At 64.2% G+C, this 23717-nt stretch carries 25 protein-coding genes and 1 pseudogene; 17 read left to right on the top strand and 9 right to left on the bottom strand.

Going from position 1 to position 23717, the window contains the following annotated elements:
• The first annotated feature begins 97 nt into the window (after positions 1–97).
• Positions 98–1000, top strand: coding sequence for a LysR family transcriptional regulator (locus DXT59_RS02455; protein ID WP_116135350.1), 903 nt, complete (start codon positions 98–100; stop codon positions 998–1000).
• Here the strand turns inward: DXT59_RS02455 and DXT59_RS02450 are convergent.
• Positions 925–1887, bottom strand: a complete 963-nt coding sequence (locus DXT59_RS02450; RefSeq protein ID WP_116135349.1) for a LysR family transcriptional regulator — start codon at positions 1885–1887, stop codon at positions 925–927. The genes DXT59_RS02455 and DXT59_RS02450 overlap by 76 nt on opposite strands.
• 100 nt (positions 1888–1987) lie before the next feature.
• Here DXT59_RS02450 and DXT59_RS02445 point away from each other — a divergent pair, with 100 nt between their 5' ends.
• From DXT59_RS02445 to DXT59_RS02405, 9 genes are all read left to right on the top strand, one after another.
• Positions 1988–2968: an NAD-dependent epimerase/dehydratase family protein gene (locus tag DXT59_RS02445; RefSeq protein WP_116135348.1), complete on the top strand. Its 981-nt coding sequence runs from the start codon at positions 1988–1990 to the stop codon at positions 2966–2968.
• 96 nt (positions 2969–3064) lie between these two features.
• Positions 3065–4213 (top strand): acyl-CoA dehydrogenase family protein, encoded by a 1149-nt coding sequence (locus DXT59_RS02440; RefSeq protein ID WP_116135347.1) that lies wholly within the window; start codon positions 3065–3067, stop codon positions 4211–4213.
• 33 nt (positions 4214–4246) lie between these two features.
• A complete protein-coding gene (locus DXT59_RS02435; protein ID WP_116135346.1) occupies positions 4247–4651 on the top strand; it encodes a thioesterase family protein in 405 nt (134 codons plus the stop codon).
• A 17-nt stretch (positions 4652–4668) separates the two neighbouring features.
• On the top strand, positions 4669–5658 hold the full coding sequence (locus DXT59_RS02430) for an NAD(P)H-dependent flavin oxidoreductase (RefSeq protein WP_116135345.1): 990 nt from the start codon (positions 4669–4671) through the stop codon (positions 5656–5658).
• Positions 5659–5717: 59 nt separating this feature from the next.
• Positions 5718–6857: a bifunctional chorismate mutase/prephenate dehydratase gene (locus DXT59_RS02425; RefSeq protein ID WP_116135344.1), complete on the top strand. Its 1140-nt coding sequence runs from the start codon at positions 5718–5720 to the stop codon at positions 6855–6857.
• A gap of 2 nt (positions 6858–6859) precedes the next feature.
• A complete protein-coding gene (locus DXT59_RS02420; RefSeq protein ID WP_116135343.1) occupies positions 6860–7591 on the top strand; it encodes a hypothetical protein in 732 nt (243 codons plus the stop codon).
• Positions 7592–7757: 166 nt separating this feature from the next.
• On the top strand, positions 7758–9206 hold the full coding sequence (locus tag DXT59_RS02415; protein WP_162877916.1) for an efflux transporter outer membrane subunit: 1449 nt from the start codon (positions 7758–7760) through the stop codon (positions 9204–9206).
• A complete protein-coding gene (locus DXT59_RS02410; protein ID WP_116135341.1) occupies positions 9203–10420 on the top strand; it encodes an HlyD/EmrA/EmrK family protein in 1218 nt (405 codons plus the stop codon). Before DXT59_RS02415 ends, DXT59_RS02410 begins: the two co-directional genes overlap by 4 nt.
• A 1-nt stretch (position 10421) precedes the next feature.
• Positions 10422–11957 carry a DHA2 family efflux MFS transporter permease subunit gene (locus tag DXT59_RS02405; RefSeq protein WP_116135340.1) on the top strand — a complete coding sequence of 512 codons (1536 nt, stop codon included), beginning with the start codon at positions 10422–10424 and terminating at the stop codon, positions 11955–11957.
• A 124-nt stretch (positions 11958–12081) separates the two neighbouring features.
• Here the strand turns inward: DXT59_RS02405 and DXT59_RS02400 are convergent, their stop codons facing one another.
• From DXT59_RS02400 to DXT59_RS02375, 6 genes are read right to left on the bottom strand one after another with little or no spacing between them, the layout of a single operon-like run.
• Positions 12082–12411: a DUF1330 domain-containing protein gene (locus DXT59_RS02400; protein WP_116135339.1), complete on the bottom strand. Its 330-nt coding sequence runs from the start codon at positions 12409–12411 to the stop codon at positions 12082–12084.
• Positions 12412–12447: 36 nt separating this feature from the next.
• On the bottom strand, positions 12448–12735 hold the full coding sequence (locus DXT59_RS02395) for a DUF1330 domain-containing protein (RefSeq protein ID WP_116135338.1): 288 nt from the start codon (positions 12733–12735) through the stop codon (positions 12448–12450).
• Entirely contained in the window at positions 12732–13082 is a 351-nt protein-coding gene (locus DXT59_RS02390; protein WP_116135337.1) for a non-heme iron oxygenase ferredoxin subunit, read from the bottom strand. The genes DXT59_RS02395 and DXT59_RS02390 overlap by 4 nt, the downstream gene beginning before the upstream one ends.
• 11 nt (positions 13083–13093) lie before the next feature.
• Positions 13094–13621, bottom strand: coding sequence for an aromatic-ring-hydroxylating dioxygenase subunit beta (locus tag DXT59_RS02385; RefSeq protein WP_116135336.1), 528 nt, complete (start codon positions 13619–13621; stop codon positions 13094–13096).
• On the bottom strand, positions 13622–14881 hold the full coding sequence (locus tag DXT59_RS02380; protein ID WP_116135335.1) for an SRPBCC family protein: 1260 nt from the start codon (positions 14879–14881) through the stop codon (positions 13622–13624).
• Between the two features lie 12 nt (positions 14882–14893).
• Positions 14894–16003, bottom strand: a complete 1110-nt coding sequence (locus tag DXT59_RS02375) for a 3-deoxy-7-phosphoheptulonate synthase (RefSeq protein WP_116135334.1) — start codon at positions 16001–16003, stop codon at positions 14894–14896.
• 203 nt (positions 16004–16206) lie between these two features.
• Here DXT59_RS02375 and DXT59_RS02370 point away from each other — a divergent pair, with 203 nt between their 5' ends.
• Positions 16207–16632: an acyl-CoA thioesterase gene (locus DXT59_RS02370; RefSeq protein ID WP_116135333.1), complete on the top strand. Its 426-nt coding sequence runs from the start codon at positions 16207–16209 to the stop codon at positions 16630–16632.
• Between the two features lie 47 nt (positions 16633–16679).
• On the opposite strand, the pseudogene DXT59_RS02365 reads toward DXT59_RS02370, so the two are convergent.
• Together DXT59_RS02365 and DXT59_RS02360 are read right to left on the bottom strand one after the other, a co-directional pair.
• A pseudogene (locus DXT59_RS02365) lies at positions 16680–16874 on the bottom strand (response regulator transcription factor); the annotation flags it as partial.
• Between the two features lie 444 nt (positions 16875–17318).
• A complete protein-coding gene (locus DXT59_RS02360; RefSeq protein ID WP_116135332.1) occupies positions 17319–18248 on the bottom strand; it encodes a LysR family transcriptional regulator in 930 nt (309 codons plus the stop codon).
• Positions 18249–18622: 374 nt separating this feature from the next.
• Here DXT59_RS02360 and DXT59_RS02355 point away from each other — a divergent pair, with 374 nt between their 5' ends.
• From DXT59_RS02355 to DXT59_RS02330, 6 genes are all read left to right on the top strand, one after another.
• Positions 18623–19045 carry a GNAT family N-acetyltransferase gene (locus tag DXT59_RS02355; protein ID WP_116135410.1) on the top strand — a complete coding sequence of 141 codons (423 nt, stop codon included), beginning with the start codon at positions 18623–18625 and terminating at the stop codon, positions 19043–19045.
• An 18-nt stretch (positions 19046–19063) separates the two neighbouring features.
• On the top strand, positions 19064–20053 hold the full coding sequence (locus DXT59_RS02350) for an AraC family transcriptional regulator (RefSeq protein WP_116135331.1): 990 nt from the start codon (positions 19064–19066) through the stop codon (positions 20051–20053).
• A 185-nt stretch (positions 20054–20238) separates the two neighbouring features.
• Positions 20239–21138 (top strand): ABC transporter permease, encoded by a 900-nt coding sequence (locus tag DXT59_RS02345; RefSeq protein WP_116135330.1) that lies wholly within the window; start codon positions 20239–20241, stop codon positions 21136–21138.
• Positions 21125–21931, top strand: a complete 807-nt coding sequence (locus DXT59_RS02340; RefSeq protein WP_116135329.1) for an ABC transporter permease — start codon at positions 21125–21127, stop codon at positions 21929–21931. The genes DXT59_RS02345 and DXT59_RS02340 overlap by 14 nt, the downstream gene beginning before the upstream one ends.
• A gap of 7 nt (positions 21932–21938) precedes the next feature.
• Complete coding sequence (locus DXT59_RS02335; protein ID WP_240324367.1) at positions 21939–22976, top strand: extracellular solute-binding protein; 1038 nt, start codon at positions 21939–21941, stop codon at positions 22974–22976.
• 381 nt (positions 22977–23357) lie between these two features.
• Positions 23358–23717 (top strand): two-partner secretion domain-containing protein (locus DXT59_RS02330; RefSeq protein ID WP_116135408.1); only part of this gene is annotated, 360 nt, incomplete at its 3' end.

The following is a 23717-nucleotide window of genomic DNA, read 5'->3' as shown; positions in this document are numbered from 1 at the left end:
CGATCGGCACCGGGCGAAATGGTAGAGGCCGCGCAATCGTGTTTAAATGGGCCCGCTTTCCGGACTATCAGGACAATTTTTCGTCAATCGCTCATCGATGGATACGCTTAGCGGCCTCGCCGTCTTTGTCCGCGCCGCGGAAACGGGCAGCTTCGTCATGGCGGGCCGTGCGCTCGGCCTTTCCGCGTCGGCGGTCGGAAAAAGCGTGGCGAAGCTCGAGGAAAGCCTCGGCGTGCGGCTTTTTCACCGCACCACTCGGCGCATCACGCTCACCGACGAAGGGGCCATTTTCTTCGAGCGCTGCCGCCATGCCCTTCAAGAGATTCGGGATGCCCAAACGCAGCTATCGCAGGTCGCCGACGCACCGCGCGGACGCTTACGCATTAGCATGCCGACGATCGGTTATCGCCTCGTGCTGCCCGTCATCGCCGAGTTCCGCGCGCGCTATCCGGAGATCGAACTCGATCTCGATTTCAGCGACCGGCATGTCGACGTGGTCGAAGAGAGCTTCGACGTGGTCATACGCGGCGGCGAGCCTGTCGATTCGACGCTGAAGGCGCGGCCCGTCGCGCCTTACCGGTTCGTGATCTGCGCATCGCCCGCCTATCTCGCGCGCCATGGCGCACCGCACGCGGCGAGCGAGTTGGCCGATCACACTTGTCTGCGTTTCAAGTACGCATCGAGCGGGAAGTTGCAAGCGTGGCTGATCGACGGCGTATCGGCGCTGCCCGCTACGGCGGCGGGCGCACCGCTCGTATTCAATAACGCCGAAGCGATTTTGGGCGCCGCAATCGAAGGGCTCGGTCTCGCCTATCTGCCCGATTTCCTGGCGCGCGAAGCGATTGCCGCGGGACGGCTGAAGATCGTGCTCGAGCGCGCGGTCACCTTGGAAGGAGTGCTTCGCGCGCTGTGGCCGACGAATCGTCACATGCTGCCGCGGCTGCGCGTGTTCGTCGACTTCCTGGCCGAGCGCTTGGGCGGCGAGGCGCGCACCGCTTGAGCGTCTGCGATATAGGATCGAAGACCTTGGGCCAGCGCGTCGAACGTCGCCGTGCAGCGCAAGCTGCCGCGAAGATCCTCATGCATGACGACCCACGTTGCAAACTTGACCGAAACGGCCTTCGGCAAGATGCGCACGAGCGCATCGCGCCGCGCGATCGCCGTTTGGCAAAAGCCGATCCCGCAGCCGGCGCGCAGCAACGCCAGTTGCGCGAGATCGCTGTCGGCTCTCAACGCAAACGCTTCGCGCTTCCATACGGGTAGCGCCTTGCCCGCTTCGCGCAAGAACGGCGTCAATTGATCGAAGCCGATCAGCGTGTGCCGCGCAAGCTCGGGCAGCGTCGCGGGCACGCCGTGGCGCTCGACATAGCCGGCTTGCGCGTAGAGTCCCAGCTCCACGTCGCCGATCCGGCGCGCCACGAGCGCATCCTGAGACGGCTGCGCCATCCGAACGGCGATATCGACCTCGCGCTGCAGAACGTCCTGAACGCGATTGGTCGTCACCAATTCGACGACGAGCCCCGGGTGAGCCCGCCGCAAGCCGGCAATGATGGGCGGCAGCACCTCGACGCCGATGACGTCGCTCGCCGAAACGCGCACCACGCCTGTCACCCCGGGCCCATGGCTCGCCGCAGCCCGCTCCAGCGCGGCGGCCGTGCTGCGCAGCGCGGCGGCGTAGCCGCGTAGTGCCAATGCCTCCTGCGTCGGCAACAGCCCCGATTGGGACCGCGTGAACAACGTCAATCCGAACGCGGCCTCGAGCGCCATGATATGGCGCCCGGCCGTCGGTTGGGTGATACCGAGCGCACGCGCGGCGCCCGATAGCGAGCCCTCGGTCAAGACCGCGAGAAAGGTTCGATACAGTTCCCAGCTAAGATTTTCTGCCATACATAAATGTATAGCGGATGGATCGCTTTCGCCAATTCCTTTATATCGCCCCGCCCGCGAAAATGCGGTCATCGAAACGGTCATATCAGGGAGAACAGCGATGGAAACGATTGAGCCGACGCAGAATCGACGCGTACTGGTGCTTGGCGCCACCGGTGGAATCGGCGGCGAACTCGCACGCCAATTGCGCGATGCCGGCTGGGAGGTGAAAGCGCTCACGCGGCGGCTCGATATGAAGGGCGAGCGCGACGGAGTCGATTGGGTCGCGGGCGACGCGATGGATCGCCAAGCCGTGATAGCGGCGGCGCAAGGCTGCGGTGTCGTCGTGCATGCCGTCAACCCGCCGGGATATCGCCGCTGGTCGGAACTCGTCTTGCCGATGATCGATAACACGATCGCAGCGGCCCGTGCCGCGGGCGCGACCATCGTGCTGCCCGGCACCGTCTACAACTACGGCCCCGACGCATTGCCGCTGTTGAACGAGGATTCGCCGCAGCACCCGGCGACGCGCAAAGGCGCGATTCGCGTCGAACTGGAGCGCAGGTTGCGCGCGGCCACCGAGCACGGCGTGCGCACGATCGTCGTTCGAGCCGGCGACTTCTTCGGCCCGCAGGTCGGCAACAGTTGGTTTTCGCAAGGGCTCGTCAAGGCGGCGAGTCCCATTCGCGTCGTACGTCTGCCGGGGCGCCCGGGCGTGGGTCACTTATGGTCGTACGTGCCCGACGTCGCGCGCACGATGCGCTTGCTCATCGAACGCAGAAGCACGCTCGACGCGTTCGCCACGTTTCACATGGCCGGCCATTGGGACGAGGACGGAACGCGGATGGCGCAAGCCATCGGTACCGTGGCGCGGCGTCACGGCATGCGTCCGCAAGTGCGGAGCTTTGCATGGTGGCTCGTTACTATCGCCGCGCCGTTCGTCACGACGCTGCGCGAATTGCTCGAGATGCGATACCTCTGGGAAATGCCCGTCAAAATGACCAATGACCGGCTTAGCGCGATCTTGGGCCAAGAGCCGCATACGCCGTTGGAAGTCGCCGTCGAAGCCACGCTTCGCGGCATCGGATGTCTGCCGTCGTAGCACGTCCGGCGTCGCGCGTATGAGAGAAATGACAGTTTCTCCAATACGCTGATTTGTTTAGATTAGCGCCACATCCAAACGTGACGCGCGACGACCATGAACTTAGCAGCCAACGTTTCCTCCGCGGATGCCGCGGCTCGATTTCGCGGCATCGCCGAATCGTTTCGTCATCGAACGCCTACCGGCGGTTTCGCGTGGGACGCGTGGCGGGCATTGTCCGATGCGGGTTTATGGCGGCTGCCCGTACCTGAAAAACAAGGCGGTGCCGGCGGTACGTGGACGCAGTTCGTCGAGGCCTTCGAGGCCATCGTCTCGACGTTGCGCTCGGTCGGCTTCGCCATGGCGCTCGCCAATCAAGCGACGTTGATCCGCGCCCTTCTCACGCACGGATCCCCCGCGCAATGCGACCGCCTTCTACCGCGGCTCATGAGCGGCGCCGCCGGTGCAACGGCCATATCCGAGAAGGGCACGGGCACGGAGGTGCGCGCGCTCGAAACGCGCCTGACTGCGGACGCTGACGGGTACCGGCTCGACGGGCACAAGTACAACATCAGTCATGCGCCCGACGCGCAGTGGGTGCTGGTCGTCGCTTCCTACACGAACGGCGATAAGCGCGCGACAGCACTCGTGCTCCTCGATCCGGCGCGTGAAGGCGTCAGCCGCACGCCGCCGCAGGAGACCTTCGGAGTCGCGGATCTGCCGATCGGCGACATGACGTTCAAGAACGTCGCGATCGGCAAGCACGAATTGCTCGGCGAGCCGGCCGCGGGCTTGCGCTTGCTCATGGACATCGCATCGATGAACCGCGCGCTCTTCGGTCTGCTATGCGCCGACGTGGTAAAGCCGTTTCTCACCGATGCGCTCGCCTACGCGGCCTCGCGTGCGACGCTCGGCACGACGCTCGACCAACACCAGCATGTGCAGCGCCGGCTCGTCGAAATCGAAATCGGCGTGCAGCGCACGCGTTCGATGGCGCTCGCGGCGCTCGATCAATTGCTGTCGCAACATCCCGCCGCATTGGCCAACTGTTCGATCGCGAAGCTCGGCGGCGCCCGAGATCTCGCCCAGGCGGCGCTGCATCTGCTCGCGATCCACGGCAGCGACGGCTATCGCCGAGGGGCGCTCGCCACGTTCGTCGCCGACGCGCTCGCCATGGGATCGGCGGGCGGAACGGAAGAAATGCACAGCCGGAACATCTTCAGCCAGATGCAGCGTGCCGCCACGACCGCCGCCGGCATGCGTTGACCCTCGTTTTTCCATCCGATCAAGGAGTCCAAGTTGACTATCCAGCCAGGGCTGCGCGCCCAAGCGACGCATCGCGTCGATACGATTTCCCTTGCCGATCAATGGGGGGGAGAAGCGCATGCGCTTGCCAGCCCGATCATGATCATTTTCATCGAGCAGACGTGCATGAAAGCCACCGATCATCTGCTGCCCGAGGATCAAATGACGGTCGGCTACAACTTCGAAATCAAGCATCTCGCGCCGACGCCGCCCGAGTGGGAAGTCACCGTGGATGCCGAACTGATCGAAGTCGACGGCCGGATGATGACCTATCGCGTCTCGGTGCGCGATGCCGTCGGCGTGGTCGGCGAAGGAATCCATACGCGTTGCGCGGTCAGCCGCGGCGGCTTTCATAAACGGCTCGACGAGCGGCGCGACAGTGCCGCGCTTGCAAACTGACAAGACCGGAGGCATCGATGGCGACGCCCGCTCTTCTTCAATCGCTGCGGCTACCGGTGATCGCGTCGCCGATGCTGATCGCGAGTTATCCCGAGATGGTGCTGGCTCAATGCAAGAGCGGCATCGTCGGCTCGTTCCCCGCGCTGAACGCGCGCTCGAGCGCGCAACTCGACGATTGGCTCGGCATGATCGATGCCGAACTGCGAGCGCATCGCACGGCCTTCCCGGAAGCCGGCGTGGGACCGTATGCGCTGAACCATATCTGCCACCCGTCGAACACGCGTCTCGAAGCCGATCTGCGCATCGCCATCGATCGGCGCGTGCCTGTCATGATCACGAGCTTGCGTGCGCCCGCGCGCGAGGTCGTCGATGAAGTGCACGCGTACGGCGGCATCTTGCTGCACGATGTCACGACAATCCGCCACGCCGAGAAAGCGCTCGAGGCCGGCGTCGACGGATTGATCCTCGTCGCGGCCGGCGCCGGCGGTCATGCCGGCACGCTCTCGCCGTTCGCGCTCGTGCCCGAGGTGCGGCGCTTTTACTCGGGCTTCGTGGCGCTCGCGGGCTCGATCGCGACGGGCGATGCCATCGCCGCCGCGCGCGCGCTCGGCGCCGATTGCGCCTATATCGGTACGCGCTTCATCGCATCGCGCGAAGCGAACGTCGTACCCAGCTACAAAAACACCATCGTCGAGGCGACCGCCGCCGACATCGTCTATACCGATGCATTCACCGGCGTCCACGGCAACTATCTGCGTCAAAGCATCGAGGCGGCCGGTATCGACTTGCGCACGCTGACCCGCGTCGAGGGAGCGCGCTTGGACTTCTCGCCCGAATCGGGTGCCAAACAATGGCGCGATATCTGGGGAGCGGGGCAAGGCGTCGGCTCGATGGATGCCGTGATGAGCGTGGCCGACATCGTCGAACACCTCGATGCGGAGTACCGCGCGGCGCTTGCTCGAATCGGTCCATTAAGCCATTTCGCGCCGAGCGCAGCGCCGCATTGAGCGTACTCGCCGCAGCACCGATCGCACTTTCCGCACTGCTCAGTAGGGATCGCATTGCCATGACGCCTCTCGAACTCGCGCCGCCGCCCACGGTCGACGATGCCATCGCCGCTTGCCGCACCCGCATCGACTCGATCGACGCCGATCTGCTCGCCCTGATCGTGCAACGCGTCGAATGCGCGGCCGAGATCGGCCGCCTGAAGCGGCGCGGCGGCTTGCCGGTCTACCATCCCGGGCGCGAAAGCGCGATCGTCGCGAATCTATGCGCGCGCTCGCACGGGGCGCTGCGCGACGATCACGTGGCCTCCATTTGGGGCGCCCTGTTCAGCGCCAGCCGCGAAGTGCAAGGCGCGCCTTCGGTCGCCTTTCTCGGTCCCGCGGGCACCTATACGGAAGCCGCGGCACGGCAGCACTTCGGCGATGCGGTCAGAATCGACGCGCAGGAAACGCTCGAGGACGTCTTCGCCGCGCTCAGCGAAGGCGACACCGAATTCGCCGTGGTGCCGATCGAAAATTCGACGGAAGGCACCATCACCCGCACCGTCGATTTGCTCGCGCAATACACGCCGCCGATCACGGGCGAGATCGAGCAGGCGGTGGTCCATTGCCTGCTCGGCGCGAACGCCTCGCTCGAAGGCGTCGAGTGTGTCCTGGGCCATGAGCAGGCACTGGCGCAATGCCGCGCTTGGCTCGACACCCACGCGCCTCGGTTGCGGCGCATCGCCGTGTCGAGCAACGGAGCGGCGGCGCGCGAAGCGGCCGAACATGCGCATTGCGCGGCCATTGCGGGCGAACCCGCCGCGCGGCGCTACGGATTGCGCGTGCTCGCCCGCGCGATACAAGACGACCCGAACAATCGCACCCGATTCCTCGTGCTCGGCGGGCCGTCGCCCGACCCGACCGGAGACGATCGGACGAGCCTTTCCTTCGCGCCGAGCGACGGCACCGACGAGCTTGCCCGCCTTTTCGCGGTGCTGGCCCGGCGAGGAATCGATATGCTCTGGCTCGCGGTACGCCCGGGCCGAACACCGGGCCTACCGTATCGCTATTTCGCCGATTTGAGCGGGCACGCCCGCGATGCACGCGTGCGCGAGGCGCTCGACGATCTCGGCGCGGGCCTCTCGGGTCTGCGCGTGTTGGGCGCCTATCCGCGCGGGCGGCTGAACGGCGCCGCGCGCACGTCGCCGCCGGGACATTGATCATGCGCACGCTCATCTCCGATGTCTCGATGGTCGCGCGGCGCGTGTGCGCGATCCGCGAAGGGCGCGACGATCGGCTGCTCGTGCTGTGCGGCATCGCGGCGCCGTGGGCTTTGCCGCTCGCGGCGGGCACGTGGCTGCGCGCGCTTCGCAGCGAATACGAAGACGAACTGGAGTTGGTGCCGTTCTTGCACGGCACGCGCGGCGAGAACGGCACCGGCCCACTGCCCGCCGACACCGCGATCGATGCGATGCTGCGTCGCTTGGTGCGGCTCAGGATGCCGCCGGCGGTCATCGTCGAATCGTCGGCCACCGCCTATGGGCGTTGGCGCGCGCAGTTGGCCCCGCTCGCCATGGATCGCTGGACGCTGTGCGAGCACGACAGCGAACACAGCGCGCCCGACGCGCTGCGGCCCAACGCAAGCGGCCTGCTCATGCGCTGGCCCGCCGCCGGCGTCGTTCCGGCCGGCTCCGATTGCCTGGACCGCGAGACCGTGCTCGAAGTGAGCGGTCCCTATGCGCATGTCGGGGCGTCGATCGCCCCCCTTGCCGAAGCGTTCGTCGGCGGCGAGATCGACATCGCCGGCATCGCGTTCGATGCGATGCTCGGCGGTGCGGCGGCCCCGTCGCACACCGACCTCGCCAATGCGCTCGACCGGTTGGCCAACGGCGTGCGTGCGCGGCGCATCGCGTCGTTCACGCGCCGAGCGCCATCGCTACGCACGAGGCTCTAGGCGCAGCCTCGCGCGACCGCGCGGCGCCGGGCCCCTTAGGCGGCGCACACCCTTGCCCCACCGGCAGCGGACGCGACTGACATTTCTAGCAGTTGCCGCGACGCCGAGATTGTCTAAAGATATATTTTAAGACAATCACCCAATGGGGATGCGGCCTGAACGAATCATGATCAAAACAACATTGAAAGCGCGACGGCGAAGCGCGCTGCTTGCCGCCTTATCGGGCTGGGCGCTGGGCGGCTGCGCGCCCTTCGGGCAGCAGCCGCCCATGGCCGCGATGACACCCGTCGAACGGTTCGAGGCCGGCGCCGCGATCGACGCGGCTCAGAGGGGCGAGTCCATCGCCCCGCGATGGTGGCGCGTATTCGGCGATGCGCAGCTCGATCGGATCATGGACGATGCCTTGGCTCAGGCGCCGTCGCTGCGTATCCAGCGCGAACGCGTCGAACAAGCGCTCGCCGAAGCGGACGTCGAACGCGCGGCGACGTTGCCGATGGTCGATGCCAAAGCCGGCGCCGTTCCGCAACGCTTGCCGCGGAGCTATCGCACGCCGCCGCCCGCGGCCGGCCATTGGCAAGTCGATGCGCAGGCACTGCTCGCGGCGTCGTTCGATCTCGACTTGGCGGGACGGCTACGCGCAACGAGCCGCGCGGCTCGCGCGCGCGCCGATCAACGGCAAGCGCTAGAAAGCGCCGCTACGGTGTCGCTCGCGGCCGCCATCGTCGAAACCTATTTGCAACTGGCACTCGAGCAGCAGTTGCTCGCTATCGCGCAAGATACGCTCGCGCAGCACGAGCATTTATTGCGGCTCACGACGGCACGCGTGGATGCCGGTATCGATATGCAGGCAGCCGCCCTGCGCGCGGGCGAGCCGGTGCCGCTCGCGCGGGCCGGTATCGCTCGGCATGAGGCCGCCGTCGCCCAATTGAGGCATCGGCTCGCGGCGCTTGCCGGCCGCGGCCCCGGCTACACCGATGCGCTCATCGCACCGGCCGCCGTCCTCACCACGCGCATGGCGCTCCCGCCGGTCTTGCCCGCTTCGCTGGTCGGCCGCCGCCCCGATGTCCTCGCGGCGCGCTACGACGTGCAAGCGCAGTCGGCCGGCATCGATGCGGCGCGCGCGGCGTTCTATCCCGACATCGATCTGCTCGCCTTCGCCGGCGTGCAGAGCCTCGGCTTTCGCGCACTCCTGCACGGCGGCAGCGGCACGCTCGGCGCCGGTCCCGCGCTAACCCTGCCGATCTTCGAGGGCGGGCGCTTGCAAGCGGCGTTACGCGCGCAGACCGCGGCCTACAACGCGGCCGTCGCGGCTTACGACGATACGGTCGTGGGCGCGCTCGCCGAAGTCAGCGATGCGCTCACGCAAATCGACGCCCTCGCGCGCGAGCGCGACTCGCAGCGGCAAGCACTCGAGCGGGCGCAGCAAACCTACGACGTCGAGACGCGCCGGTACGCCAAAGGCATGACGGGCTATCTCGACGTCTTGCTCGCGCAAAGCCGCTTGCTCGAAGACCGTTCGTCCGTTGCGCAAGCGGACGCCTCTTTCGCCATCGAGCACGTCCGGCTGATCGCCGCGCTCGGCGGCGCCGCCACTCCCGTTGGAGCCCAGCCATGACTGTTGCCGAAACCTCCGCGGCCGAGCAAGACCTGCTGGCCGCGCGGATGCGCGCCGCCCGCGTCCGCCGCTTCGGTTTATTTTTTATCGCGCTGACCGTGACGGCCGGCGCAGCCCTCGCCTATTGGTCGGCCTCGCGCGGCACCGAAACGACCGACGACGCCTACGTGGCCGGCGACGTCGTGCAGGTCTCCTCGCTGGTGAACGGCACCGTCGATGCCGTCATGGTCGAAAACGCACAATGGGTGCATGCGGGCGAACCGCTCTTTCGAATCGACAGCGCCGACGCGCGCCTCGCGCTCGATGCCGCCGTCGCGGAACTCGCGCATGCCGTGCGCGCCTACCGGACGGCGCGTGCCGACGTATCGCGCGAGGATGCCCAGGTCCTGTTGCAGCGATCCGCGCTCGCGAAGGCCAGCGACGATCTGCGGCGACGCGAAAGCCTCGCGCAGGACGGAGGGGTGTCTAGCGAAGACATTCGCCACGCGCACGATGCGATGACCAGCGCAGCGGCATCGCTGAGCGCCCAGCAAGCGGCCTATGAGGCGGCGCTCGCGAAAACCGACAGCACCTCGATCGAATCGAACCCGCTCGTACGCGCGGCGGCCGCGCGGGTGCGCAGCGCCGCGCTGGCGCTGCGTCGCGGCGAAACGCGGGCGCCGATCGGCGGACTCGTCACCCACCGCGTCGTCCAGGTCGGCCAGCACGTCGCGCCCGGAACGATCGCCATGGCGCTGGTACCACTCGATCGCGTATGGGTCGAGGCGAACTTCAAGGAATCGCAACTGCGCGAGATGCATCCGGGGGAGACCGTCGAGTTGCGCTCCGATCTATACGGCCCCGATGTCGTCTTTCACGGCCGCATCGACGGGATCGAAGCCGGCACCGGCGCGGCGTTCGCGTCGGTGCCCGCGCAGAACGCAACGGGCAACTGGATCAAGGTCGTGCAGCGCGTGCCCGTGCGCATCGCACTCGACCCGAGCGAGTTGCGCGCGCACCCCTTGCGCATCGGCTTATCGATGACCGCCTCGGTGCCGCTTGGGTATCCGGCGGGCACGGCATCGGCAGCGACGCTGCCGGCGCTTGCCGGTGCGTCCGCCGCAATCGACGAAACCAACGTCTATCGCCGCGACGAAGACGCGGGCGAGGCGCTCGTGGCCGAAACGATCCGCGCCAATAGCGGTAGCGCCGGCGCACATAAGCCGGGGGCATGAGATGACGACCCGATCGACCGCGGTCCCCAAACAGCCGCTCGAACCGATGACGGGCACCACGCTCGTCTTCGTCGCCCTCGCCATCAGCGTGGCCAACTTCATGCAAACGCTCGATCTGACGATCGCGAACGTCGCCGTGCCGACGATTGCCGGGGACCTCGGCGTCGCCCCCGATATGGGCACGTGGATGCTGACCTCGTTCGCCACGCCGCTGGCGATCACGCTGCCGCTCACGGGATGGCTCGCCCAGCGGTTCGGGCAGGTGCTGCTCTTTCGCGTCTCGCTGATCCTATTCGTGGCAACGTCGATTCTCTGCGGTCTCGCCCCGAACTTCGAATCGCTGCTGATTTTTCGCGCGTTGCAAGGCGCGGCGTCCGGACCCATCACGGCATTGTCGCAAGCGCTCATGATGGCCGTGTTTCCTGCGGCGCGCCGCGGTATCGCGCTGGCGCTCTGGCAAACGACCACATTCGTGGCCCCCGTGCTCGGCCCAATCATCGGCGGCTGGATCACCGACAACATCACGTGGCCATACATCTTCTACGTCAACGTCCCGACCGGCGCGGCCGTCCTGCTCGTGCTGATGCGCTTCTTGAAAGGGCGCGACAATCCCACGCGCCGCTTGCCCGTCGATCTCGTCGGCCTCGCGCTACTTGCGGCGAGCTTCGGGTCGCTGCAGTTGCTGCTCGATCGCGGCGAAAACCTCGACTGGTTCGCGTCGATCGAAATCCGCGCGCTCGCCGTCGTATGCGTCGTCTCCTTTTGCGCGCTCATTCTGTGGGAATTGACGGAGACCCATCCGATCGTCGATCTGCGCCTGTTCGCCAATCGCGAGTTCACTGCGGGGACGCTATCGGTCATGGTGGGGTTCGCCGTCTATTACGGTGCGCTGGTCCTCGTGCCGCTGTGGCTGCAGACGCAGCAGAATTACACCGCCACGTGGGCGGGCGTCGCCACGGCGCCGCTCGGGATCGCAGGCATCGTCATCGCGCCGCTCATCGGCCGCTTTCAAGGGCACTCGGATCCGCGGCGCCTGGCGACGATCGCGCTGATCGGCTGGGGCGCCGCCTCGTTTTGGCGAATGCGATTCAACACCGATGTGACGATCGGCGACATCGCGGCCAACTCCCTGCTGATGGGCGCGGCCACCGCCTTCTTCATCACGCCGCTCGTGTCGCTGTCACTCGCGAGTCTGCCCCGCGAGCGGCTAGCGGCGGCCTCCGGCTTGCAAAATGCCCTGCGCCGGCTCGGCACGAGTATGGCAACGTCGATCGCACCCACTTACTTTGAACGGCGGGCCCGCGTGCATCGCACTTATCTCGTCGATCGCATCACGCCGTTCGACCCGGGCACGAGCGACTGGCTCGCGAAACTCGAACACAGCGGCATGTCGCCGGCCGGCGCATTGGCGTCGGTCGCTCACTCGATCGAGCTCCAAGCGCACATGCTGGCCTTGATCGACTTTTCGTTCGGTTCGGTCCTGCTGTTCGCCGCGACGCTGGCGCTCGTGTGGTCGATCCGCTATCGCCGCGCTTGAGCGTCGTTGCCCTTCCGCCGCCGAAACGAAAACGGCGGCGCCGCATATCGCGACGCCGCCGCAAGAACCGCTACTCAGGCAAGGACCCTCGTACGGGCGCGCTCAGCCCATTGCGCTCCGATCGTTACGACGCTGCCGCCGGCGCATCGACCGGGGCGGGCGCCGGCGCATAGCCGTCGGCCAGGATACCGATCGTCTGCGCGGCGCCCTCGCGCAGACGCTTGGCCTCTTGATACGACGTCGAGTGATACCAAGCGCGGGCGCGCTCGGCCGATTCGAACTCGAGCACGACGACACGCTTAGGCGACCAATCGCCTTCGAGCGTTTCGGTCTCGCCGCCGCGCACCAAGAAGCGCCCGCCGAATGCCGCGACGGTCGGGGCGCCGATCCGGCGGTAAGCCTCATAGGCCTGCGGATCGTGCACGTCGATGTCGAAAATCACGAATGCGGACATGTTCTCTCCTATGAAGTGGGATGCACAGGCAAGGCGTCAGACGCCCGACACCGCGATCGACTGAGTCCGCGCCGCCTCCAGCCGCAACTGCCGCGCCTGCTGATACTCGGGCGAGGCGTGCCAGCGCTGCGCCGCCTCGATATCGGCGAACTCGAGGACGACCATGCGCCGCGGCCTCCACTCGCCCTCCAGCACCACGACGTCGTCGCTGCGTGCGAGCACGCGGCCGCCGTGCGCGGCAATCGTCGGCACGCCCGCTTTGCGATAGGCGGCAAGACCGTCCGGATCGAGCACGTCGACGTCTACCAAGACATACGCACTCATGCTTGTTCTCCCGGCTGAGCGGACACGTCGTCGGTCTCGAGCTGCAGAAAAATCCTGCCGTTCTCGATCTTGACCGGATAGGTGCGGATGCAGCCCGTGACCGGTGCGCACATCGCCTGGCCCGTCCGCACGCTGAAGCGTCCCTGGTGCAGCGGACACTCGATCTCGTCGTCGAGCAAGAAGCCATCGGACAAACGTGCCTCGCCGTGGGTGCACTGATTGTCGGTGGCGAAAATTTCGTCGCCGACCGCAAACAACGCAATGTCCCGCCCTGCGACGTACACGCCTGCCAGGCCATCGGCACGCACGACGTCGGGATCGACGGTATCGATCCACTCGTTGCTCATAGCACGCTCCTTCAGATCGGATAGATGATCGAGTTCGGAACCATTTCGCTGTCGTAGACGCAAATCCGCGATTCGAACCGCAGCCCCTCGCCGGTGCGGCGAATGCGGTCGATATAAAAGCCTGCGTTGTAGACGTCCGTCGCTTGTTCCGACTTGGTGCGCAGCACCGCATAGTTCGTGCGCGCCTCGATGACCGATCCGTCGATATAGGTAATGAGCGGCGTGCCGATGATGTGCCGCTGATAGTACGGATCGTAGAAAAGCGTTTCCTTGATTCCGTAGACGCGGTCCTTCAGCATGCCCTTGCTTTCGAACGCGAGCAGCGCAAGCGGCAGGCGGCGCTCATGGTTCTCGCGCGGCACGAGTTCGTAGCGGCACACGTCCTCGAAAAACTCGGGCCAAGCGTCCCAATCGCCGGAATCGAGCGCCGACGCATAGCGCGCGTTCATCTCGACGAGCGCGTAATAGTCGGCGAAGGTCACGTCCATTGCCCGCGGCGCCTGAGCCTGAGCCTGAGTCAAGGTGGCGATCGTCGTCATTCAGGCCTCCATCACTTTGCGCCAGTATTCATACATGCCGCGCACGAGGGTCTCGCTGACCATGTGATCGGTGTGATCGTCGACCCCGCGGCCGCCGAGCTCGTTGTAGACGTTGCCCTCGGGGATCGTGTCGAAGTTTTGCTGCACGCATTCGATCACTTCGCCGTCGTCGGCCGAGACGAAGCCGGCCGGGCCGAACAGATTCGCTTGACGCAAACGCCGGCGCGTCATTTCCTCGTCGTCGGTCTCGAATCCGAAGTGCGTCCAGACGTAGTCGAAGACGCCCGGACTCACCGGACGGATGCGCCGCGTCGAGAGCGCGTTGACCTGCTGCTGGATGATCACGCTCGGCATCAGCGTCAGCATGACGACGGTCGGATCGCCCCACCACGGCTCGTGAACCACGTCGAGGAAGCGGTCGTCGTGCAGCGTCATGCGCTCCTTGAAGCTCGTCACGTTGTGCGTTACCTCGCCGCCACCGCCGCCGCTGCGAATCGAAATCATCGCGCCGTGCCGATGATGCGCATCGGTCACGAGCTCGGCCGGGTTATCCGCGCGCCATAGGCCGAAGTTGACGAACCACGTATGCAGCAAGCCCGCGTGATACGGATCCTTGATGTTCTCGACCATCAGCTTCCAGTTGCTCGGTACGCGCTGGCGCGTGTAACCGAGCAACGTGAGCTTCGGACCGTGGAACAGGCGGTCGTAGTAATGCAGGATCTTCGGACCGAGGAAATCCTCGAACGATTCGACGTCTTGGTCGAACGATGCGAATACCGCCCCTCCGCGCGTCGATACGCGCAGGCGGCGCAGCGAGTGCTGACTCGGATCGAACTCGGGCGGCATGCCGCCGTTGATCTTGCCCGCTTGCCGCACGCCGCGCCGGAACGGCACCCCGATCAGATTGCCCTTCAAATCGTAGTTCCACTGGTGATACGGACAGTGGAAATCCTTCGCCTTGCCGGCTCGCTCCCGGCAAAACTGCATGCCGCGATGCGCGCAGGCGTTTTCGAAAACGACGACTTCGCCGTCCTCGGTTCGCGTCATGATGACCGAACGCTCGCCCACTTCCGTGCGTTGGAAATCGCCGGGCGTCGGCACTTCGGCTTCGAGGCCGATATAGCACCAGTGCTTGCCGTAAAACAGCCGCTCCAGCTCTCGTTGATAAAGCTCCTCGCTCGTATAGGCCGCATACGGCGTTCTGCTGGCGCCTTCCCCCTTCCAGTCCAGGGTGTGCGCGATATCGTTCGGTGCGTTCAAGAGGACTCCTTTTTAGTAAGACACAGCGTCGATTTCGATGCCGGGGATACGCCGCGCGACAAAGCCGGTGTGATACCGCCGGCGTGCCGCGATCGCGTTGGAAAGCTGCTCGATGACTTGCGCCGTATCGCTCCAGCCGAGACAGGCATCGGTCACGCTTTGGCCGAACACGAGCGGGCGGCCCGCCGCGATGTCTTGCCGCCCTTCCACGAGGAACGATTCGAGCATCACGCCCGCGATCGCTCGTTGACCTTGTTCGAGTTGCATCGCCAGGTTGTCGCAGACATCGAGTTGCGCCCGCGTTTGTTTGCCGCTATTGCCGTGACTGGCGTCCACGACGACGAAAGGCGGCAGACGCGCCTCGCTGAGGGCCGAGCAAGCGCTCGCGACGCTTTGCGCGTCGTAGTTCGGGCTCTTGCCGCCGCGCAATACGACGTGCGTATGAGGATTGCCCGTCGTCGCGACGACCTCGATGCCGCCGCGCTCGGCCGGCCGCAAATAGCGGTGTCCCGCGCGCGAGGCAAGCGCGCCGTCGATCGCGACCTTGATGTTGCCGTCCGAGCCGTTTTTGAAGCCGATCGGCGCCCCCACGCCCGAGGCCGTTTGCCGATGGATTTGCGACTCGGTCGTCCGTGCGCCGATAGCGCCCCACGACACGAGATCCTCGAGGTAGGGCGTGACGATCGGATCGAGAAATTCGGTCGCCGCCGGCACGCCGCGCGCGTTGACGCCGAGCAAAATGCCGCGCGCCATGCGCAGCCCTTGTTCGATCCGAAAGCTGTCGTCGAGGCACGGATCGTTGATCAAACCCTTCCATCCCCCCCTCGTGCGCGGCTTTTCAAAATAGACGCGCATGACGATCTCGAGGGTATCGGCATGCCGGGCGCGCAGCGGGGCGAGCCGCCGCGCGAACTCGAACGCGGCCTCGGGATCGTGAATCGAGCAAGGCCCGACGATCAAGGCCAACCGATCGTCCTCGCCCGCCAGAATGCGCGCGAGCGCATGCCGCGTATCGTCGACGAGCCGCGCCGACAGCGCATCGCGCGACAGTTCGCTCCGTAACCGACCTGCGCTGACCACAGCCGATCCGGCTGCCGAGGATGCTTGCACCGATCTATCCATGTTGACGCTCCGCTCTCGTTTCGCATATCCGATTTACGGCGGCAATTAGAACTTGATAAACGTCAATTTGATACTGTCATTTATATCAGACACCTGACATTCGCTCGGCATCTGCCATTTCCAACAGTTTCGCGGTTGAAAAATTGATATTAAATTCCCATGCACCGAGGGTCGACTTGACCTGACTACCACGGGAGCGAACCATGACGAAAAAATGTTACGAGACGAATATCGCGGTGAAGTATCGGGAGACGGATGCGACGGGCCATGTCAGCAGCCCCGTTTATTACGATTATCTACAGCACGCCTACTTGACTTTCATGCACGATCTGCTGGAGTTGCCATATTCGGCGAAGCTGCCGCATATCATGGTTAAGACGTCATGCGAGTATTTGAAGCCCGCGCAATACGGCGACACGATTACGGTGCGTAGCAGCGTGACCCGTTTCGGCTCCAAAAGCTTCGAGTTGGAGCATTTGATGGTTCGCGACGGTGCGCGGCAAGACGATGACGCAATCGTCGCGCGGGCCTACTCGACTCACGTCATGTACGACTACGAAAACCACTCGACGCAAGCCGTTCCCGAGGAATTCAAGTCGCGTGTGCTGTCCTTTCAAGGCGCGATTTGAGCGAGCCTCGGCGGGGTGCCGGCCAGCGCCCCGCCTCCGAGCACCCGCTAGGCGAACTCGATCAATCCCCTTTGCATCGCCTTGACCACGGCGTTGGTCTTGTTCGACGCGCCGAGCTTCACGATGGAACGGGCAATATGAAAATTAATCGTGCGCTCCGTCAATCCCAGAATCAAACCGATCTCGTACGACGTCTTTCCTTCCGCCGCCCAGCGCAGAACCTCGCATTCGCGATTGCTCAATACCGCCTTTTGCACGAAAGCCACTTCTAGCGCATTCGACATCATCCCCGCCTCCCATCACTTTCGCTCAGAGAAACTACCAAAATATATAGGCATCGGATCGCAAACCATGGTTTCATGAGGCCCTCGAATGCTAATAATAAAGATTATTTTTAACGGCAACTAGAAGAGAACGCAGCCCATGCGAATGGGAGCGGTCGTTCAACGATTGGATAGACAAGCAGGAATGTGAGTATTGCGCGAACCTCGGAGATAACCGAGGCGTTGCCCGGCGTTATCCACCGATTACCATGCCGCACTGCAACCTCACGCGTCCAGCATACAGAACCGGTATTTCCTTCGGAAGAGCGTGAAACGCAATTTATCCTTGACTACGACGCAATTTCAGCCGAATCGCGCCGCCGCACCCAGTCGCGAGCGGGGCGCGTTCATAGGCGTTCATCATCAAGATGCGTCGCAAACCTCAGGCTCCATCGCGTGTCCCTCGCGCGGCGCGCAGACCCCGCGCATACAATCGCGCAGCCATCGATGCGCGGGATCCCGATCGAAGCGCGGATGCCAGATCTGCGAGACGGTCAAGCAATCGGTCATCACCGGTAGCGGAAAACTGAACATGCCGCCGCGCGACTTTTCGGTCTGCCGTTCGGGGACGTTGGCGATCAGATCGGAATCGCGCGCGAGCGAGAGCGCCGCGGGAAAACTGGAAACGACGGTCATGACGGCACGCTCGAGCCCGAGCACGGCGAGTTGTTCGTCGATCGCGCCGTTCGCAAGGCCGCGCCGCGAGACGCTGATATGGCCGAATGAAGCGTAGCGCTCTGCTGTGATCTCACCGTGGCACAACGGATGGCCCGCGCGCACGACGCAAATGAATCGATCGCGAAACAGCGCTTGCACGCGCAGCTCGGGTCCGGAGTGACCGATCACGCCCACCTCCAGATCGAGCTCGCCGCTTCTCAAGGCATCGACATGCTTGTCGTGCTTCGGTGCGAATCGCAACCGTACCTGCGGTGCCGTGGAAGATAGTTGCGCGAGCAACGGTGCGGCGAACGTTTCGACGAAGCCGTCGTTCGCGCGAATCGAGAACGTTCGCTTGAGCGTGCGCAAATCAACGTGCTCGCCGGGACACAAGACGGCTTGCGCTTCCTCGACGACGGCTCTCACTCTGGCGCGCAACTCGATCGCGCGCGGCGTGGGCACGAGATCGCGCCCTGCCCGAACCAGTAGGAGATCGCCGGTCATGAGACGCAGCCGCGCCAACGAGCGGCTCAACGCCGACGGGCTCAGTCCCAACGTGTCAGCGGCGCGCAGCACGCTGTTTTCGGACAATAACGCGTCGAGGACGACTAACAGATTGAAATCGGGGCTCACCATCGTTGTGCCATTGGTTTCGAATGGCCATGCATCTCATCTCGAGCCGGCTCGCGTTGCGCTTTGCATCGGAACGCGCTCGGTGCATTGATCCGCACGGTTTGCCGCGGGACAGCGGCAGTCTTTCGAAACACTAACTTTCGGCGGTTGATTGCGCAAGCGTTGCTTATTAGGCTCTTTAAAACAAGAAAACCGAGGCCACCGCCATCATCAATGGATAGACTGTTTTGTCCATTTTTTTAGATAAGGCAGAACATCCTTATTGTCGATCCGCACCTTCCAATAATCCTCCGATACGGTGATAGGATACGATCGATCTAATAAAGCGAGGGAGAATGAAGTTGACCGCGGACGCCATCAATTTTGCATATAGACCGATGACCACGAACGATACGGGTGCGTTTTACGACGTGCGCTTTTCGGTCAAAGAAAATCGGATCCATCCGCATCAAGTCAACTTGCTCGATCGCGACAAGCTGGTCGAGCAGATCCGCCAAGGCGGCGGATGGATCTGCGAACGCGGCGCGGAAGCGGTGGGAATCTGCTTGCCGGTGCTCACGGAAAAGCCGTTTATCTCCGCGCTCTTCGTCCGGCCGACGTGTCATGCCCAAGGTATCGGCCGCGAATTGCTGGCCCGCTCGATACGCTGGCTACGCGAACAAGGCGCCCGCTCGGTGCAATTGATCACCGATCCGGGTTCGCGCGCCGACGGCTTTTATCAGCATCTCGGCTGGCAGCGGCACGGTCTCGACGAATACGGATGCCAGGTGATCTTCACGCTGGACCTTACGCGCGGCTAAGCCACGGGAGCGTTGCCCATGTCGAGCCATCCGGCCCCCGACCGGCTCAGCACGCGGCGGCCCGCGACGCTTCATACGGTCATCGTCGCGGTGCAAATCGTTACGCGGCACGGCGTGCCGCTCGAGGCGCTATTGCGCGGAACCGGCATCGTACCGGCGGATTTGGCGCAGCCCGATACGGTCATCAGCCAAGCGCAAGAAATCATCGTATTCGCCAACGCATTGTCGGCGTCCGGCGATTCGGGCATCGGCCTGGCGATCGGCGACGCGATTCCCGTCACGGCTTATGGCTATCGAGGCATCGCCATGCTGACGAGTCCCACGCTCGAAGTGGCGTTGCGGCTCGCGTTTTCCTGCCCTTTGCTGGCGATTTGTTATTTCGACGTTGCGCTGCACGCCTGCCGAGACGAAGCGCGGGTGGTCATCGGCAACTACGTCTACCGGCCGGATCTGCTCGTGCTGAACAGCGATGTCTGCCTCGCCGCGATCCGGCGCGAGATCTTCGGCGCGCTCGGCAGGGAAATTACGCTGAGGCGCGTGACGTTAGCGTTTCCCGCCCCGGCCCACGCGGCCCGGTACGAGAAGCTATTCGGTTGCCCTATTCAATTCGACGCGGCCGAGACCGCCCTCTATTTCGCCGCGGCGGAACTCGGCAGCCCGCTGCCGCTCGCGCATCCGCATGCGTTCGAAATCGCCCGCCAGCAATGCGAGCGCAAGGAAGCCGAACTCGCGCACTGGATGCCCGGCGACATCGTCGGACGGTTGCTCGCATGGCTCTATGAAAACCCCGGCCGGCAAGACTACGATCAGCTCGGGCTGTCGTTGAGTACGTTGCAACGACGGCTGCGCTCGGTGGGCACTTCGCTAAGCGAAATGCGCGCCATCGTCCGCCGCGACCTCGCCGTGCGTTACAGCAACGATAAAACGTACAGCGCCAAAAAGCTCGCCTCTAAAGTCGGCTTCCGGCGCACGGAATCGTTAAATCGATTGTTGTCCAACGATTCCTGACAGTCTTTTAAAAAATCGATACCGATTGTTGCGCGAGTTGCGTCGGTCCGATTTGCACCACCAAGAAAACTAATTCATTAAGCATCGTTGACGCGAAAACCGGATAAATTGACGCGCATCTCAATCGTCGAGACCGGCATGCGCCATTAAACTTTCCCGAGATTCCACCGATCGCCCAACGAACAATGAGCGCATTGACCAAACTTCAGTGCGGTGTCTTGCCCGTCGCGGTGGTGCTTTTCGCCGGCGTTGCGGCGCCGCTCGCCATCCTTGCCGTCGTCTCGTGCTCCGCCCGGCTGCCATTCGGCGGCGTCGCATGGGGCAGCTTCTCCCTCGATGCTTATCGGGCACTTGTTTTTACGCACGATTTCGACGGCACGCCGCTCGTGCAATGGGACTATTTACGCGTGCTCGTGCGCTCCGTCGCGCTCGCGGGAGCGGCAACGGTGATCTGCCTGCTGCTTGCGTTACCGACCGCGCTCCATATCATGGGCAGCCCGCCTCGCCGCAAGGCGATCTTGCTCTTGCTCGTCACGGTGCCTTTCTGGACCTGCGTGGTGGTGCAAATGTACGGCTGGATCACGCTGCTCGCCGACAATGGGTTATTGAACCGGCTGCTCGACAAATGGGGGGCGACGCACGGCCCGCTGGGCGTGCTCTATACCGACGGCGCCACGCTGCTCGGTCTCGTCTACACCTTTTTACCGTTCATGGTCTTGCCCGTCTATGCCGCACTCGAGGATCTCGATTGGCGCATTGTAGAGGCCGCCTTGGACCTGGGCGCGACGGGCTTCGTCGCTTTGCGCGACGTCGTCCTGCCATGCTGCCGAGCCGGCATCGCCGCGGGCATCGGGCTCGTGTTCGTCCCCGCGCTGGGGACCTGCGTCGTGTCGGACTTGCTCGGCGGCAACCACGCGATGATGCTCGGCAATCTGGTCGCATTTCAGTTCGCCGACGGACGCAACTGGCCGCTTGGCGCGGCCATGGCGTTCGTGCTGCTCGGCGCGGTGCTGCTCGGCTTGCTCGCGCGGCGTATCCGGGCGAGCGTGCGTGGCCGCGCGGGAGCACGCTATGCGTTCGCGTGAGCGTCAGCGGCTCGTGCCCGCGGGCCCGCTCGCCTGGGCGGTCCTTCTCTTTCTGTACTTGCCGCTCGCCGCGCTCGTCTGGATGAGTTTCAACGCCGGTCCTTCCGCGTTGGCCTGGCAAGGATGGGGCATGCACGGCTACATCGACGCGGCGCGTGACATGACGCTACGACGGGCGAGCGTGGCCTCGCTGTTGCTGGCCACCGCATCGACGATCCTCTCGACGTCGCTGGCCTTAGCGGCGGCCGTCGCGAGTTGGCATGCCACGGCGCGCAAGCGATTCGCGTTGACGGCGTGGATCGCCGTGCCGCTCGTCGTTCCCGAGATCGTGCTTGCACTGGGCACGCTGCTGCTTTTTTCGGCACTCTCGATCGAACCCGGATTCGTGACGGTGCTGTTCGCACACGTGGTGTTTTGTCTGCCGTTCGCTTATCTGCCGATCAGCGCGCGGCTGGCGCGCATCGATCGGCAGCTCTTGGAAGCCGCGGCGGACCTTTCGGCCACCCCATGGTCGGCCTTCCGGCAGATCACGTTGCCGCTCGCGACGCCGGGCATCGTGGCTGGTGCGATGCTGGCCTTCGTCGCCTCGATGAACGATTACCTCACGAGCTATTTCCTCGCCGGCGCCGGGCTCACGACGCTGCCGATGTACATCTTCAGCGCGCTCAAACTCGGATTGACGCCGAAGATCAATGCGATATCCACGGCCATCGTCGGCGTAGCGCTGCTGCAACTCGCCGGCGTATGGCTCGTGCGTTCCGATCGACATCCACATCCCTCCTTCGACACCTAACGCTTTCATGACCAAGAAAAAAACCCTGTGCTCCATGCTGGGCTTGATCGTTGCCACGAGTGCATCGGCCGCGGGCGAGCTGCACGTCGGCAACTGGCCCGACTACATGCCGCCCGCGCTGCTCGCGCAATTCCAAAAAGAGACCGGTATCAAAACCGTGCTCGACGTCTATGACAGCGACGCCGCGCTCATGCAAAAGCTGCAAGCGGGCTCGGGCGGATACGACGTTGCCGTCACGGGCGACTACTACGTGCCGATACTCGCGCGCGCGGGATTGCTGACGAAGCTCGACAAATCCAAGCTTCCGAACGAGGCGAACATCAAACCCGAATACCGCCATCCGTCGTTCGACCCGCAACGCACTTATGCGATGCCCTACATGATCGTGATCACGGGCTACAGCTACGACAGCGCGCGCGTGCCGGGCGGTCGCATCGACGATAGCTGGAAACCGTTCTTCGAACCCGCCGCGGCCGTGCGAGGCCAGATCGCCGATCTCGATGCGGAGGAAGAACTCTATATGGCGGCGAGCTGGTATCTCGGCCAAGACGAGTGCAGCGAAAACCCCGCGGACGCCAAGCGCGTGTTGGCCGTGCTCGAGCAGCAAAAACCGTTCGTGAAGACGTACAGCGACGACGGCCCGATCGACCGCATCGTCTCGAAGCAAGTCATCGTTCAGCACAACTGGAACGGGGCGTCGGTGCGCGCCACCGAGCAACTGCCCTCGGTGAAATTCGTGATCCCGAAGGAAGGCGCCCGGATGCTTCAGGACAATCTCGTGATCCCCGCCAAGGCGAAGAACTTGCCGGCCGCCTATCAGTTCGTTAATTGGATGATGCGGCCCGAGATCATCGCGCAAGTATCGAATGCTTACCGCTACAACAACGAGATCGCCGGATCCGAGCGGTTCATGAACGCCGCGCTGATCCGCGATCCGGCCGTCAATATCCCCGCGGACCAAAAAACTCGCTTGCGCCCCTACCGTGCTTGCTCCGCCAAAGCCCTCGACCTGCGCAACAAAGTATGGGTCAAGCTGAAGGGATAGCTTGACCAGCATGCATCTTCTCTCGCGGCAAGGTTCCTCGCGACCATGCCCCGCCTGCGGCCGGCCCCCTCGACGCCACGCGCGGGCGGCTTCGCCGCACCGTCCTCCCTCGTTGGACGGTGCGGCTTTTTTTAATCGACCGGCACGCCAATGGAATCGCGTTTGGCTTTCCCATCGCAACACGTAAATTGGCGGGAACGACTGCGGTTTTGGCGGCGGCGGCTGTAGAAGAATTTCATACGACAAATAGACTACAGGCCAGCTACTCGTCGAGTGGCGGGCGAGGCTTACGCCTCGGGGTTTTCGCACGCGCAAAAAATCAGGGTTACCGCCATGCGCCTAAAAACAAGGAAGACACCCGCGCGCCCTTTTCCGCGCGCCATGCTGCCCACGCCGATACCACTCGTCGCGGCCCTCTCGCTCTCGATCCCGGGGATGGCCGCCGCGGCCGGAGCGCTGCCGAGCGGTGGGCAGTTTGTCGCGGGGTCGGGTTCGATCAACAGCAATGGCACGTCGCTGATGGTCAACCAAGCATCGACGCGCGGCATCATCGATTGGAATAGTTTTTCGATCGGCGGCGGCAACGTCGTCAATATCAACAACGGGAGCGGTGCAACGCTGAACCGCGTGACCGGTGCTACGCCGTCCTCGATCCTCGGCACGCTTTCCGCCACCGGCAGCGTCTATTTGATCAATCCGCAAGGCGTCGTTATCGGTCGAAGCGGCGTGGTCTCGACTGGC

Origin of the sequence: Trinickia diaoshuihuensis (assembly GCF_003390925.1) — a bacterium.
Taxonomy (GTDB): Bacteria; Pseudomonadota; Gammaproteobacteria; order Burkholderiales; family Burkholderiaceae; genus Trinickia; species Trinickia diaoshuihuensis.
This window is presented reverse-complemented; position numbering and strand designations above follow the sequence as displayed.